Annotated in this window: 11 protein-coding genes and 3 pseudogenes; 6 read left to right on the top strand and 8 right to left on the bottom strand. The window is 62.1% G+C overall.

Annotation, left to right across the window (positions count from 1 at the left end):
- The 3 genes and pseudogenes from K2F54_RS18485 to K2F54_RS18475 form a co-directional block, all read left to right on the top strand.
- A partial coding sequence (locus K2F54_RS18485; RefSeq protein ID WP_220607328.1) for an ATP-binding protein occupies window positions 1–321 on the top strand: 321 nt, incomplete at its 5' end.
- A gap of 274 nt (window positions 322–595) precedes the next feature.
- Window positions 596–2,176 carry an IS21 family transposase gene (gene istA, locus K2F54_RS18480; RefSeq protein ID WP_220607327.1) on the top strand — a complete coding sequence of 527 codons (1,581 nt, stop codon included), beginning with the start codon at window positions 596–598 and terminating at the stop codon, window positions 2,174–2,176.
- Window positions 2,173–2,553: pseudogene (locus K2F54_RS18475) on the top strand (ATP-binding protein); the annotation flags it as partial. The gene istA (K2F54_RS18480) and the pseudogene K2F54_RS18475, both read left to right, overlap by 4 nt.
- A gap of 137 nt (window positions 2,554–2,690) precedes the next feature.
- On the opposite strand, the gene istB reads toward K2F54_RS18475, so the two are convergent.
- Together istB and istA (K2F54_RS18465) are read right to left on the bottom strand one after the other, a co-directional pair.
- Entirely contained in the window at window positions 2,691–3,470 is a 780-nt protein-coding gene (gene istB / locus K2F54_RS18470) for an IS21-like element helper ATPase IstB (RefSeq protein ID WP_220607325.1), read from the bottom strand.
- Window positions 3,467–4,993 carry an IS21 family transposase gene (gene istA, locus K2F54_RS18465; RefSeq protein ID WP_220607324.1) on the bottom strand — a complete coding sequence of 509 codons (1,527 nt, stop codon included), beginning with the start codon at window positions 4,991–4,993 and terminating at the stop codon, window positions 3,467–3,469. The genes istB and istA (K2F54_RS18465) overlap by 4 nt, the downstream gene beginning before the upstream one ends.
- A 304-nt stretch (window positions 4,994–5,297) precedes the next feature.
- On the opposite strand from istA (K2F54_RS18465), the gene K2F54_RS18460 reads away from it, so the two are divergent.
- The 3 genes and pseudogenes from K2F54_RS18460 to K2F54_RS19735 all read left to right on the top strand — a co-directional run.
- Window positions 5,298–6,443, top strand: coding sequence for an IS30 family transposase (locus tag K2F54_RS18460; RefSeq protein WP_220607323.1), 1,146 nt, complete (start codon window positions 5,298–5,300; stop codon window positions 6,441–6,443).
- Between the two features lie 53 nt (window positions 6,444–6,496).
- A pseudogene (locus K2F54_RS18455) lies at window positions 6,497–6,874 on the top strand (ATP-binding protein); the annotation flags it as partial.
- A 107-nt stretch (window positions 6,875–6,981) separates the two neighbouring features.
- A pseudogene (locus K2F54_RS19735) lies at window positions 6,982–7,476 on the top strand (ATP-binding protein); the annotation flags it as partial.
- A 672-nt stretch (window positions 7,477–8,148) separates the two neighbouring features.
- Here the strand turns inward: K2F54_RS19735 and K2F54_RS18445 are convergent.
- The 6 genes from K2F54_RS18445 to K2F54_RS18420 are packed head-to-tail and all read right to left on the bottom strand — an operon-like array spanning window position 8,149 to window position 14,599.
- Window positions 8,149–9,876: a hypothetical protein gene (locus K2F54_RS18445; protein WP_220607321.1), complete on the bottom strand. Its 1,728-nt coding sequence runs from the start codon at window positions 9,874–9,876 to the stop codon at window positions 8,149–8,151.
- Between the two features lie 11 nt (window positions 9,877–9,887).
- On the bottom strand, window positions 9,888–10,634 hold the full coding sequence (locus tag K2F54_RS18440) for a glycosyltransferase family 2 protein (protein ID WP_220607320.1): 747 nt from the start codon (window positions 10,632–10,634) through the stop codon (window positions 9,888–9,890).
- A 3-nt stretch (window positions 10,635–10,637) separates the two neighbouring features.
- Window positions 10,638–11,417: a glycosyltransferase family 2 protein gene (locus tag K2F54_RS18435; protein WP_220607319.1), complete on the bottom strand. Its 780-nt coding sequence runs from the start codon at window positions 11,415–11,417 to the stop codon at window positions 10,638–10,640.
- Window positions 11,414–13,561, bottom strand: coding sequence for a lysylphosphatidylglycerol synthase transmembrane domain-containing protein (locus K2F54_RS18430; protein ID WP_220607318.1), 2,148 nt, complete (start codon window positions 13,559–13,561; stop codon window positions 11,414–11,416). Before K2F54_RS18430 ends, K2F54_RS18435 begins: the two co-directional genes overlap by 4 nt.
- Window positions 13,554–14,120, bottom strand: coding sequence for an HAD family hydrolase (locus K2F54_RS18425; RefSeq protein ID WP_220607317.1), 567 nt, complete (start codon window positions 14,118–14,120; stop codon window positions 13,554–13,556). The genes K2F54_RS18430 and K2F54_RS18425 overlap by 8 nt, the downstream gene beginning before the upstream one ends.
- Complete coding sequence (locus tag K2F54_RS18420; RefSeq protein WP_220607316.1) at window positions 14,117–14,599, bottom strand: GtrA family protein; 483 nt, start codon at window positions 14,597–14,599, stop codon at window positions 14,117–14,119. The genes K2F54_RS18425 and K2F54_RS18420 overlap by 4 nt, the downstream gene beginning before the upstream one ends.
- Between the last annotated feature and the right edge of the window lie 273 nt (window positions 14,600–14,872).

Below are 14,872 nucleotides of genomic sequence, written 5' to 3'. Positions count from 1 at the left end.
TGGGTCGCCGCCCAAGACAGCCCCGGCGGGGCCGGGAAGTTCCTCCGCAAATACGCCGCGTTCACCCTGCTGGTCATCGACGAGTGGTTACTGGACCGACCCACCGAATCGATGCGCACCATGCTGCTGGAGTTGATGGAACGCCGCTACGGCGAGACCTCAACCGTGTTCTGCACCCAGTACTCGCAAAAGGACTGGCACCAGCGCCTCGGCTCGGGAGTCCACGCCGACGCAATCATGGACCGGATCATCCACAACACGATCTGGGTCGAGACCGGCACCTACAACAAGCGCGAGCACACCGCCCTCGCCACCGCCTAACAGCAAACGAGAGAGCCAGTGGCTCCCAGTCACACCGCCACTGGCTCTCTTGCGCACGATCGCTGGCTCTGAACCGCACGATCGGGTGGCTCTCAAGACCTCGAATACTCACCTGAGTATTAGCGCGCCTGGGGGCCACCGTTATTGCCTTTGGGGGCCACCGGGCGGTGTGGCCGGTAGCGTGCTCGGGGGCCACTGAATATTGGTGTTGGGGGCCATCTGCTTAGCTCCTTCCGCCGCGTGTATAGGCACGCGGCAGAAGGAGTAATCAACAATGGTACGAAGGATCAACGCGAAGCTCGTGCTTCAGCTCAGAGCCGAGGGTATGACGGGGCGCGCGATCGCTCTCGCTCAGGGCATGTCGCGCAAGAGTGTGCTGGCGGTATTTGACGCCGCGGAGAAGGCAGGCATTGGCAGCGACGGCCTTGCCGGCCGCAGCGAGGCCGAGGTGTATGCGCTGCTGTTCCCGGGTCGGGGCGAGCACGAGAGTGTGTTCGTGCAGCCTGATTGGGACGGGGTGCATAAAGAGCTCGCCAAGGTCGGGGTGACGCTGAAGCTGCTCCATGGCGAGTACGCCGACCGGTGCACAGTGACGGGGCAGCCGGCGATGGGTTACGACCGATTCTGCAAGTCCTACGCAGCGCACGCGTTGGTCACGGGGGCAGCGTCCCGGGTAGGCCACAAGGCCGGGCGGACGGTCGAGGTCGACTGGTCGGGCCCGACGATGCAGCTCGTCGACCCGGTCACGGGCGAGACGTCTCGGGTGTATTTGTTCGTCGCGTGCCTGCCGTTCTCTCGGTATGCGTTCGTCGAGCCGGCGCTGGATATGCGGCAAGACACCTGGCTGCTGGCGAACGTCGCGATGTTCGAGTGGTTCGGCGGAACGGTTCCCCGGATCGTGCCCGACAACCTAAAGACCGGCGTGATCAAGCACCCGCGCGAGGGTGAGGTCGTATTGAACGACGCCTACCGCCAGATGGCCGCGCACTACTCGGCAGCGGTGCTGCCGGGCCGACCTCGGGCACCCAAAGACAAGGCGTCCGTGGAGAACACCGTCTCTCATGTTGCTACCTGGGTGATTGCGGGGTTACGTCATCGGAGCTTCGGGACGCTTCCCGAACTGCGGGCCGCGATCCGGGAGCGGATGAATGCCTACAATCGGGAGCCGTTCCAGAAGCGCGCCGGCTCACGGCTGAGCGTGTTTGAAGCCGAAGAGAAGGCGTTGCTGAGGCCGTTGCCGTCGGCGTCTTTCGAGATCAGCCGGTGGATTCTGGGGCGCCGGGTGCAGAAGAACGGGCATGTGGTCTGGGAGAAGAACTTCTACTCCGTGCCCTACGCGCATATCGGCCAGGCCGTGGACCTGCGCATCACCTCCCGGCTGCTGGAGGTCTATCGCAACCACGAGCGGCTCACCAGCCATCTCTTGTTTGGCGAGCATGTCGTGAACGAATACCGCACCAACGATGCCGACCAGCCCCAGGGCGAGAAATATCGCGAGTGGGACAGCGTCAGGATTCGGGCCTGGGCGACACGGATCGGACCGAACATGGTGGCCGTGGTGAACAGGATCTTCGAGGCCGTGCCGGTGGAAGAGCAAGGCTTCGACGCGGCACTGGCCGTGCTGCGGCTGAGCCGGCGCTACTCCAGCGAGCGAGTGGAAAGAGCGTGTCAGATTGCGCTGGATGGTCGTGTTCGCTCGCCCCGGTATGCGCACTTGCAGCCGATCCTGGAGACCGGACAAGACAAGCAAGACAAGACAGGCGCCCGCAGGATTCCGCGTTTCGAGCCGACCGAGCCCGAACCGGGCGGATACGTCCGCGGCGCCGACTATTACGCCGGAGGTGGTGCACGATGAGCCGGATCGATATCGAGACCAAACGCAAACTCCGCGAAATGGGCGTGACCACCCTGTTGGACGCGTTCGACGCCCAAGACGACACCCTCACCCTCGGGCTGGCGTTCGAGGAGCGAGTCAAACTCGCCGTCGACGACGCCCACTCCGTCTTCACCCAAACCAAGGTCGAGGGGCTGATCCGCCGGGCGAACCTGCGCTATCCAAACGCTGACCTGCGCCGCCTGGACCTCGTCGAGGAACGCGGCCTCGACCGGTCGATGCTCGCCGGCCTGGGCACCTGCTCGTTCATCGACCGGCAGCAGAACGTCGTGTTCCAAGGCTTCACCGGGTCGGGGAAATCGTATCTGGGCTGCGCACTGGCGAAAGCGGCCTGCCGGTGTCAATGGCCAATGAGAACTGCCCGTAGGCGGCCAGCAGAATTGCCCGCTGGTGGCCACGGAAACTGCCCACTCATGGCCAACAGATCTGCCCACCTGGGTGTTGGTGGCGTTGGCCATGCGCGGTCGTCGGTTGTCTAACTCATCTTCGTGACGCCCTTCCCGGCGAGGGCCTGGGTGAGGCGGATCGAGTCGCCCGAGGTTTGGCAGACGTGGGCGTGGTGCAGGAGCCGGTCAACGGTCGCCGTCGCGAGAGTCTTGGGCATGAGCTCGTCGAAGCCCGCCGGGTGCAGGTTCGACGAGATCGCGATGGACCGTTTCTCGTAAGCGGCATCGACGAGTCGATAGAGTCCCTCGGCCGCGTCGGCGCCGACTTCGAGCAGGCCGATGTCGTCGATCACGATCAGGTCCGAGCGCAGGATCCGGGCCACGACCCGGCCGACGGAGTCGTCAGCGCGGTGCGCCCGGACCAGCGCGCCGAGGTCCTCGAGGCGGAACCAGGCGACTCGCATGCCGGCCTCGACGACTTGCTGGCCGAGGGCCTCGAGGAAGAACGTCTTCCCGGTCCCTGACGGGCCGCAAACGACGACGTTCTCCTTCCGGCCGATCCATTCCAACGTCCGTAGTGCCTGCTGGGTGGGCACCGGGATCGACGATGCCGACTCGTCCCAGGTATCGAACGTTTTCCCCGTTGGGAACCCTGCCGCGCGGCGCCGGGTCGCGAGCATTGACCGGGACCGGCCGGTGACTTCCTCGACGAAGAGGGCCTTGATGATCTCGGTGGGTTCCCATCGTTGCGCGCGGGCGGTGGCGATGAGCTCGGGGGCCAGGGCGCGGGCGTAGGGCATCTTCAGCTGCCGCATCAATGCCTCCAGCTCTGCCGGCAGGGCGGGCGGGGCGGTCTGTGTGACGCTCATGCGCTCTGCTCCAGCTCGTCCTCGGTGGTCTGACCGATCGCAGCCCACCCGGCGGTGCCTTGCGCAAGCGAACTGGTCTCGGTCGCTGACCGCGCCGGCGGGCGGGCGCCGCCCGCGCTGAGAAGGGAGGCGAGGTCACCGGTCGCGAAACGCCCGTAGGTCGCCGCTTGGCCGAGGGCCTCGTCGACTCGGGCGGTGCCGCTGATCTTGGCCAGGGCGACGGCCTCGGCCATCTTCACGTTCATCCGCGCGGTGCCGACCGCGGCGGCCTCGAGCAGCCAGGCGTGCGCGCCGGCGCCGATGGCGAGGAACTCGGTCTCTGCGGTGCTGCGCGGGGTGATCGTGTAGTCGCCCGGGATCTTCTCCTTGTGGTTCGGGAAGTGGGCGTCGTCGATGCGTGGGCTGCCGGGCCGGGCCCGGTGGTGTCGGGCGACCTCAACAGGGCCGTCGCTGCCGACGTGGACGATGACGACCTGCTCGTCGGCCCCAACGCCGTGGCTGCGAACGAACACCCGCGCGCCGAGCAGGTGCGCGGGAACGGAGTACTGGCCGGTCTCGAACGTGACCATCGGCGTGTTGTCCGGCACCATGCGGGTCAGGCCGAGGGCGACGGTGTGTGCGGTGTCGGGGACCCGGTGCAGCCGGGGTCGTTCCTCCTCGAGCATCACCGCGGGCTTGCGCTTGGTGGCGCGGTGCTCCCGGTTGTTGACCTCGACCATGAACGCCTCGCAAGCCGCTTCGACCTCCGCGAACGAGGCGTATTCGGCCCGGAGGTTGGTGTCTTTGGGCACGATGTCAGCCTTGGCGAGCTTCACCGACGACTCCACCCCACCCTTGGAGGCAGGGTCGGCCGGCTGGCAGGTGAGCACGGTCACGCCGTAGTGGCGGGCGAACTCGACCGTCTGTGGGTTCCGCACCGGAACACCGGCAACGTGCGAGACGGTGACGGTCTTCTCGTTGTCGGTCAGGACGTAGGTCGGCGCTCCGCCCAAGATCCGAAACGAGCGATCCAACGCGGCGAACACGCTCGGCGCCGTCCGGTCGCGCAGCGCGATCACGATGCGGAACCTGGCCCAGGCCAGCCAGGCGACGAACAAGACGGTCTTCTTCCCGTCGATGACGGGGCCGTCGCCGAAGTCGTATTGCAACCACATGCCCGGCTCGGTGATCCAGGGCCGGTGCACTCGAACCTGGCCCAGCCGGAACGCGGCGCGGACCTGCGCGACCGCCCGCCGGGTCGACCGCTCAGACCCGTCATAGCCCAGAGCGCGGAGTTTTTCGTGGGCTTTGTCGGCGCGGATCTTGCCCAGGGACTTCTCGACCCATTCCTCGATCTTGGGCAGGAACGGGTCCGTGACCCGGCCCCGGAACGCGGGTTCCGCGATGGGCCGGCCCGCGTCGCGGGCCGCGACGTGCCGGGCAACGGTGTGGTGCGAGCATCCGGTGAGCTCGGCTGTGGCGCGCAACGACCCGGTCAGGTCGTAGGCAGCGAGTATTTCCATGATTTCTCCGTCAAACTTCATTCAGGGCCTCTTCCTGGGCGACTTTGATGCGACTAGACACCGTCATCAAATCCCAGGAAGGGGCTCCCGCCGTGTAACCGGGCGGGGGTTCAGAAATAGAAGTGGGCAGATCTCATGGCCACCAGCGGGCAGTTCTACTGGCCGTCAGTGGGCCGTTCCGTGGCCGCCTATGGGCAGGGCGGTTTCTAGCCATCGTCGCATCACCCAAGGTTCAGGAGAACCGATGCCAGGCAGTCCAAGAAAGCGACAAAAGGTCGCCGGTGCTTTGCCGATGGTCGAGGCACGTAACCAATACGCTCAGCTGATGAGGCAAGGAATCAGCAACGCCGAGGCGTGCCGAAAACTGAACATCAACCGGCGCACGGGCATGCGGTGGCGACACGGGCGCACGGTGACGGACGCTCACGGTCGCGCGACGACGTACGCTCCGATCTCGCTGAAAGCGCCACCGGAGATATCGCCTCGATACCTCTCCGAGAGTGAGCGCATTCGGATCGCTGACGCGATTCAAGCGGGCCAGAGCCTGCGGCAGATCGCAACCGCGTTGGGGAGAAGTCCGTCGACGATCAGCCGCGAGGTGATCCGAAATCGGTCGCCACGCCTGAAACGATATGCTCCCCGTGCAGCGCAGGTCTTGGCGGACGCCGCACGCAAACGCCCTCGTCTCGGCAAAATCGCCGGCAACCCAGAACTGCGGGACGCCATCGTGAAGCACCTTCTCCAACAGTGGAGCCCTCGACAGATCAGTCACCAGCTGAGCGTCGATTTTCCGGGGCGGCCCGAGATGCAGGTTGTGCACGAAAGCATCTACCAGGCCCTTTACGCGCCGAAAGCGACTGGGCTATCCCGGGAAATGACCAGCCATCTCCGGACCGGACGCCGGGGACGCCTGACCCACCGTCACAGCACAAAACGCCGTTCGAGGTTCTCTGGCCCGCTGCTGAGCGAGCGCCCCGCCGAGGTCGAGACCCGACTTGTTCCCGGGCACTGGGAAGGTGACCTGATCTGCGGAACATTCAACCGTTCCGCTATCGCAACCCTCGTAGAACGCACCAGCGGCATGCTGCTGCTCGTACACCTGAACGGTAAGCGGGACGCCCCCACCGTCCGTGAACGCGTCGGTCAAGCCATGGCAGCGCTGCCTCCACACTTGCGCAAATCCCTGACGTGGGATCAGGGCTCAGAAATGTCGGAGTACCTGCAGTTCAAGAAGGACACGACGATCCCGGTCTACTTCTGCGACCCGCATTCGCCATGGCAACGTGGTTCAAACGAGAACACCAACGGGCTCGTCCGCCAGTACTTCCCCAAGGGCACCAACCTCAACCAACACAGTCGCGAGCGCCTGGCTGAAGTCGCCGCAAAGATCAATGGTCGCCCTCGCGAATCACGCAACTGGGAACCCGCTCAAGCGCACTTCGATAGGCTCGAGAAACAGCCCCAAATTTGATCAAGTGATGCGACGTTGGGTAGAAAACACCCAGTTTTGCATGGCCGCTAACATGCCGGCACCGGGTGCGAGCGCACTACATCCGCATGCCAGAGCTCGAAGAGGCCTGGCAGCTGGCCCGAGACAAGCCGTCCGGGACCACGAAGTTCCTGAACAAGTACGCCGCGTTCTCGCTCCTGGTGATCGACGAATGGCTCCTGGACGAGCCCGACGAAAGCACAAGAAGCATGCTGTTGGAGCTCCTCGAGCGGCGTTACGACCACGCATCAACGGTGTTCTGCACCCAATACGCCCAGAAGGATTGGCACCAGCGCCTCGGCTCTGGGGTTCACGCTGACGCGATCATGGACCGCATCGTGCACAACACCATCTGGATCGAGACCGGCGGCCACAACATGAGAGAACACACCGCCGGCCAGGTCACGGCATAGACACTCGCGCGGTCGGGCGCCGCTGGCCCCCGACCGCGCGACTGCGTGGCCCCCAAAGGCAATACCGGTGGCCCCCGAAGGCAATATTCACTGGCCCCCAAGCCCGCAAATACTCAATCGCCCAGCTGGGCACCTGCACCTTCATCGAGAGGCGGCAGAACGTCGTGTTCCAAGGATTCACCGGCTCCGGAAAGTCCTACCTCGGATCGGCACTCGCGAAGCAAGCCTGCCAACACCGGTATCGAGCGCACTACATCCGCATGCCCGACCTCGAAGAAGCCTGGGCTGCCGGCCGCGACAAGCCCGGAGGCAAAGAGAAGTTCCTCCGGAAATACGCGGCGTTCACCCTCCTCGTGATCGATGAATGGCTGCTCGACCAGCCGGACGACAACACCCGCAGCATGCTCCTCGAACTCCTGGAGCGCCGCTACGACACCACCTCGACCGTGTTCTGCACCCAGTACGCCAAGAAGGACTGGCATCAGCGCCTGGGATCCGGCGTTCACGCCGACGCGATCATGGACCGCATCGTGCACCGCACGATCTGGATCGAGACCGGCGGCACCAACATGCGCGAACACACCGCGGACAACGCGGCGTGACCCACGCCGGTGAGCGCGAGCTGAACCGCTGGCGCTCACCGGCAATACCCAGTGGCGCTGAAACGCAATATTCAGTGGCGCTCAACCGCAATAACTGGTGGCGCTCAAGGCTTCAAATACTCACGATGTCCCACTATTGCGAGATTGGGCTGGCCAGCTGTGGGCCACCGCTATGGCCAGGCGGTCGCGAAGCGGCGATTCCCTATCGGACGCCGGTGGGCGGTTATCCATGTCCGCCGACAGGCCGGCACAATCCCCTGTACGGCGATCTACCGTGCCAAAAGCCCTTGGTTTCGCAGCTGAGAGACGCAGTTTCGCCATTGATCCTCAGAATCCATCGACCACTTGGCTCTCACCTGGTGGAAGGAGCCTTTCGGGTGCCTCTCAACCACACCAACCGTGGCGCTGAATGACACAATGCACGATTCGATGCAGTGGCCCTCGCCCGTCTGGCTCCCTTGGATGCCGACACCACAAGCACCCGGGACGATTCCGCACCCGACCGACAGCACCAGCAGCAGCAGCAGCCGCAGCAGCAGGCACCGTCGGGATCAACATCCCCGAAAAACGTCTATACCTAACCCTGGTAACTCCGGTCGGCTTGACAGCGCACAAATCTAGACTCTTTTCCCGCTGGTGTCTGCTTCGCCCTCGTCGTCGACGAGGGAAAAACTAACGGGGGCCGCTCTCCGCCCCAGCGGTGCTTACCGAGACATGTGCATGGTGCGCGTCCGCCGATTGAGTGCGCCGCGATACGACCAGCCGCCGAACGGGCTGAGTCGTTTTGTGGACCCAACCAAAGTTCCGGTCCAGCACGACGACGCTGTAGTACGCCAGCAGCATCCACCCCGACAAGAACACTGGCAGGTAATACATGAAGTAAAGCGCAGGCGCCGTGAGGAAGATCAGGACCAATCTTGCTCCTACCAGTGTGACTAGGCCCGCTGCAATCCACTTTTTTCGAGCAATTCCAACGCCTAGTGCAACGAGCAGCAGAATCCCGACCGGGATGACGGTCCACGTGACTTTGGCGCCAATGCTTGGCTTTCCATCATCGTCGACCATCAGAAGTGCTTGTATTGTGCTGTCTCGCACCTCTGGGCTTAGGGCGTTGGAGAAGTAGTTGTTCTTGTCGAACTTGTCACGGACTTCCAAGACCCTGGGAGTCGGTTCGGTCAGATAGGCTCTCGCCCCGAAGATCTGCGGGAATCTGTCGGTCAAGGCATTCGCGGCTATGAACGTGTCGACGCGCGCACTTACGAAGGCCCCCGGGTTGTCCATCACTACTTGGAGGAATGCCCGGTTGTATCCGCCGAGGTTAGCTTCGAAATCCGGCCTGAGTGCGCCTGCGAAGAAGGAGGGGATCTCGTAGGCGCTTGGCATCTCCTTGACCACCTCGAGATCAATCACTCGATCGATGGCCGCGAGGCTATCCTCAAGCTTGTCTCCCTTCAGGGGCTGCTGCAACATCACAGAGAGCGGATTCAGGGTCGCCGTGACCTCGTATCTCGGGTCGGTCGCGGACTTGTTGAGGCCATACCCTCCAAGAACGATCGCCAAGGATACAACCGTTGCACCAAGCGCGAGGAGCTTCTCCCCTTTGATTCTGAACATCTTGAAGGCGATGAACAGGATCGGAAGCAATATCAGGTAGTAGACGCCTTCAGAGCGCCACACTGCGAGCAGCATGATAGCGGCGCTCAATGCCATGAATTCGACGTAGCGATTGGTGGTTCTGGCGTTGCCCTTCGCGATGAGAATCAGGCGGAAGAGCACCAGTAGTTCGAGATAGCTGTACACCGTGAGGCGGAGCGGATAGAAGTTGTAGAGCAGCACAGGTGCGCTCACCAACGGAATGAGAAGCAGTCCGGCGAGCCAGCTCCGTTTGAGGAGCCCAGCCGTTTGCGCAATGACGTACCCCACTACGGCTGAGGCGATGAGAACCTGCACGATCACGACCCCGCCACCTGTCGGGATGAGATAGAGGCAGAAAACGTAGAAGATGCCCGTGAAGAGTCCTTGCCAGACCGGGAGCGTTCCATCGCGAACGCCGTTCAGGAGGAAGTACTCATCCCACACCCAGTATCCCGGCCAGATGAACGCCAACACGACCACGTTGACCAGTAAGTACACACCACCGGCGAGGAGCCATCGCCGATACAGCAGCCCGCCGGCTACGATTCCTTCGGCGAACTTGAGCACGCTGTAGATCAAGCCGAACAGGAGCACCGCGAAACCCGCGCGGAGGATCAAGGACGTGATCGCCTTTTTCGAATCATCCCCAGGAATATCGAAGAATATTGCCTGGTTGATCGGAAGAATCAGGAATAAGTGGAGGAAGGTGAGGAACAACGAAACGAGCAGCTTGTGCTGCAGGAGCGTCTTTACGGCTCTTGCCACATGATCCACGGTTATTCGTCCGCCGTTCCCGAGCCGATAGGCAGCCCGGTTTCCTGGTAGTCGGCGAGCTCCTGGGGAGTACCGAAGCAATAGAAGTCTCCGTTGGCCACGCCAACGTGAGCGCCGGCCGCCAGGAGTTCGTTGAACACCAGCGACATGTAGTACTCGGGCATTGCCGGGCTGATCGGCCGTTCCAGCAGGCGTTCAGCCGCGTCGAAGAAGACGCTCGCCCGACGGAAGAAGTAGGAGCCCGCGAGGGCGTTATTCGAGATCGGGTCCTTTTCAGCGGTTCGGACGGCGTGGCCGAGTTCGTCTGCCTCAACGTAGCTGTATCGAGGGTCCGTGGAATGAAATGACAGGAGAACACCGTCGTCGCCGGCATCCGTGGCGATAGTCGCCAGATAGTCATCGCTGGTGAACGCGATGTCGCAGTCGAGGATGACCAGCGGCTGGTCAGCGTCGAGAACGTCCCGGGCGAGAAGCGCCGTTTCTGCCGCTCCACGCGTGTTGCTCTTGAGATGAACGATTGTCGCGGACGGCTCCGACGCCAGAATTTGGCTGGATAGGCGTGAATCGGCGTCATCGTCCTCTCTCACGATCACAGTCAGTGTCTTCGGCGCCTGAAGCCCGTCGAACGAGGACAGCGCCTTTCGGAACATCGGCTTGCCATCGACCTCGATGAGAGGCTTCGGCGTGTCGATGCCGACAGCTTTGAAGCGCTGCCCGAGCCCGCCCATTGGCATGAGAATCTGGATCATGTGCTAGCCCTTAATTTCAGTCGACGAGTAGCGGGCCTGATCCACGGCCGGCTGGCTCGTGGGGCGCACCAGGCGCCACCGCGTAAGGATGCGCAGCGCACCCAGGAAAACGTTGACATTGCGTGCGTTGGAAACCTGGTCGCTTTCCTCCCAGGTGATCGGAACAAAGGTGAAGGGCACTCTGCGTGCGACCAGATCGAGAATCAATTCGAAGTTGAAGGTTAAAGCGTCGGCGAACCGATGATATGTCTTCGGGTCCAGCCGGGCCACTTCGAAAATGTTCAGGCCGGAACCGAGATCCTCGAGGCGGCGCCCCGCCGTCGCTGAGTAGATCAGGTTGAGGACTTTGTTACCCGCAATCCTCTTCCAGTCGTACCCTCGAAGGCGAGAACGCCCGTTGAACCGGGAACCAAGCACGGCGCCGACGGCAACCGACGAGGAGGCAATGTCCAGGAGATCGTGGAGCTCCTCGGTGGTGGCCTGATCATCGCCGTGAAGAATGGCGACGTGAGTCGCCCCGATCGTCCGCGCCTTGTCGAAGGCAATTTTGTGCGTACCTCCGAGGTTGACATTCACGTCGTTCTGAAACACTCGCAGGTTCGGTATGCGGCCTTGGCGCTGATACTCGACAGCGGCTGCCAGAGTTCCATCGGTGCTGCGATTATCGAACACCCAGAACTCTTCGACCCGTCCCATCAGCCTCTCGTCAACCCCATTCAGGACACGTTCCAGTTGGGTTGCACAGTTGTAGGCGGGAATAGCGACGATGGTGCGGGCAATCACAGGGCGGACCTCACTGGTGTGTACTGGCTGGCGAATCGGTTGAGTCCTACGACGCATGTCGCGTAGTAGCGAAGTACCGTCTCAGGGTCCATGACGACTCGATGCGAGAGCATCCGGCCGTAAAGGAGACCGACATGAAAATCGATCGACCGCAATTCCCCGGGGGTCAACCGCGCTATTGCGATTTCAGAGAAGAGGAACTCCTCAAGTTGAACGTATTGTTCCGACCGCAGCGTGGGAAACTCGATGGTCTGCTGTCCCGCCGCGTCGGTACCGAGGGACACCGGCGACTCGTCCAGGTTGAGGAACTCGTATCCCATCCTCAGGGACTGGAACTGTCGGGCAAAATCGAGCACCGGGCCGCGCACCTTGTTGTCGTCAGACGGGTCGATGATCGTGAAGGTATCCGCGGCCCGATCAATCAGGATGTTGTCGATGGTGAGGTCACCATGGATTGCATCCGACGCCTGATAGGTACAGAGGTCGGACCACGCCTCGGGGCTCTGACGAATGGTCGCCATCACTGTGTGGAAGTTCGAGTACGTGCGACCGTTGATTGATATGAACTCGCCTTCGAGGGCTCGAGCCAGATCGTCGTGCACCGTGGCGACAGCATTCACCCGTTCAACAAAACGTTCCTGGACGTACTGCTCCAGTTCGTCGGCGTGGAGTGCCGGCTCATGGACGGTGTAGATGTTGTCGAACATGAACGCCCATAGCTCCGTGAGCTTGCGTTCGGATTCAGGAACTGGGTTCACGTGGATGAATTCAAACATCGGAACTGAAGTGGCGCAGTATTCCAGTTCGATCGAGTAGAACGCGTCGCCGGATGAGTCGCCGATGACTTGAACGATGCGGTCATGGTGGCCATGGGCGATCAGCCAGTCGTACTGCATCTTGAGTTTTTCAGCATGTGCCCGGGGAACCAGCTTCTGCACGCTGAGCTCGCCACCCTGGCGGGACAGAACTGCGACCGCGTTCGAACCACCCTTGAAGACCCGAACCAGCGTCAAATCACCGCGCACTTCCAATTCGTGAAGAACGTGAAACAGCGATTCCCCGCGAAAGTACGCGTTCAAGAACTTGGGAAAATCGCGGCCTGACAGTTCGCTGCGGTCCAGCTTGTTGCGGTTCCCAGGCAGTTCCACCTGCACAACACTCTGGGGTCCTCGACCCACGCGCACCGAATAGAGCGGGGTCCAGATCAGCCCGATCACTGCAATCGGAATGGCGAGGGCGAACCAGGTCGCCGAGCCGAGGAGAATCGCACTCGCGTCCGGCACGTCAAGCTCGCCCAATATGCCCACGTAAGAGTCCGGCATCGCCGGCCAAGGGGAGCTTGCAGCCAGAATGAACGGCCCAACCGCTGCGCTGACGGTTTCCCTAATAGGGAACGCTGGGAGCAACACGAGGACCAGAACCGCGGTCGCCGTCAGGTAGCAAGCCCAGGAGCCGAGAAAAGCGCCGAGATACAGCACCATCTGCCGCGGCTTCTTCGCGAGTCGTTGAAATCCGTAGATCAGCGTCCAGGCCGAAAATTGAGTGCGCCCTTGAATCTGCGGGTTGAATAGCGACGTCGCCCATCCGACAAATTTCATGACGCTTCCGTTTCCACTCATCAGAGTCGCAAAGACCAAGATGACTGCCAGCGATCCCACGAGAGCGACGACGGCGGCGGTGACGAGGGCAGAATGTTCGGTGCCCGGGAACAGGAACGTACCGGCCAGGAATAGGAAGGAAATTAGCGCAATGTCCAGCACCCGCTCAAGCGCTACTGTCGCGAAGGTGTACAAGAGGCTGATTCGCAGGCGCCGGGCCAAGAGCCACGTTCGGATCACCTCGCCCAGCCGAAATGGCAGAATCGCGCCGAAAAAGTAGCCGACACTCAGTGCCCCGAAATGCGCCCTCCACGGCGCGGGAAAAGCGTTGTTTATAGCTAATCGCGTGCGCTGTGCCCGCAGCCCATGGCCGAGAAGGACCAGAATCACCGCTGTCCAGAAATGCAGCGAGAACGCCCCGGCTACCTCGATCGCTCTGCCCACGCCGTCGAGATAGGCACCGAAGTTGAGAGTTAACGACAAGGACCCGCCAACCAAGGCGAGGCCCGTCAATCCTGCCCGCGTGCGCCCGAACTTGCTAAGCATTGAAGGCCCGAATCGGTACTACGAGGATGCCGGCAGCGGTCGCTGCGGTGATTCCGGTGTGCGAGTCTTCGAAGGCGACAGCCGCACCGGGTTCAACTCCCAGCAGGTCCAGGGCCTTGGTGTATCCCTCGGGACTTGGTTTCGGCTGAGAGACGTCATCTCCACAAACCGTCACGTCAAACAGTCCGTTCAGATTGTGAGCGCGCAGCACCGAACGTACGTTCGCCGACTTCGCCGTCGTGACCAGCCCCAACTGAACAACTCCACGCATGGAACGTGCAAATTCGATCAAGGCCGAGTTTCCCTGGGACTTGTCGACGTACTGCCCGTAAAGGCCCGCCTTGTGGCTACGAATCATGTCAACATCCGCGATTCCGATTCCGGGCAACAGCGCCGGAATGAAAACACGGGAATCGCTCCCCCACGTGTCGGCAAACTGATCCCGGGTAAGCGACCGCCCGAGGAGCTCGAACGCATCACGGTACGCCAGAAAATTCGCTTCGCGGGTGTCGACAAGCGTCCCGTCAAGATCGAACAGGAACGCCTGCGCTTCCTTCATGTGCTTCTTCCTAAGTTACGAACTCGATAAGTCATGATCAAGCGCACAGCCACGAAGTTAGCCGCGAACGAGAGGGGTAGCGTCAGGAGCTTGGCCCAGAAAGCCTCTACCGCGAATGTGTCGTGAGCGACCTGCACGAGCAGAGAGAAAACCATGATCGAGGCGACGTACCACATGACAAATAGCACAAACCGGCTTGTTGTTTGAGCGGAGCGGAAGGTCAGTCGGCTCGATAGAAAATACATGACGGTGACGGCGCACGCTGAGCTCAGAAGATTCGCCAGACCCGGCATCAGGCCGGCAGCAACGCCCCATGCAAAGAGTCCCAGATCTATGCTCAGCCCCAGCAACGTACTCAGAAAAAAGCCGACCAGTTCCCTGCGGACACGTCGGAACCTCGCGAACGGTGGTGAGTTCGAGGGCCCTATAGCGAGATCGCGCATGCGCGCTTCATCCCGGCCGTCCCCCTCGTTGTCCACTTCGACAGCCTAACTCACCCCGTTGGCGAGTAGCGCCAGCTGGTAGCGCGAGTCCAGGCAGGTGGTAGCGCAGTTCTGACGAGGTGGTAGCGGCCCGGGCTGGTGCCCGGGCCGCTTGGGTATTACTCCCAGTAGCCGTCCTGGGCCCGGGCTTGATCGTTTGGCCTTGACCCCGGAGAGTGGACACGGGTTAAGCGGCGAGTTGGATCTCAGCGGCCTGTGACGAGTATTGCATCTCGAACTCCACTGGCGTGACATGCCCGATCGAGGAGT

Origin of the sequence: Cryobacterium inferilacus, assembly GCF_019599185.1 — a bacterium.
In the GTDB taxonomy this organism is placed as follows: domain Bacteria; phylum Actinomycetota; class Actinomycetes; order Actinomycetales; family Microbacteriaceae; genus Cryobacterium; species Cryobacterium inferilacus.
The sequence above is the reverse complement of the archived record's forward strand: the minus strand, read 5'-3'. Positions and strand labels throughout refer to the sequence as shown.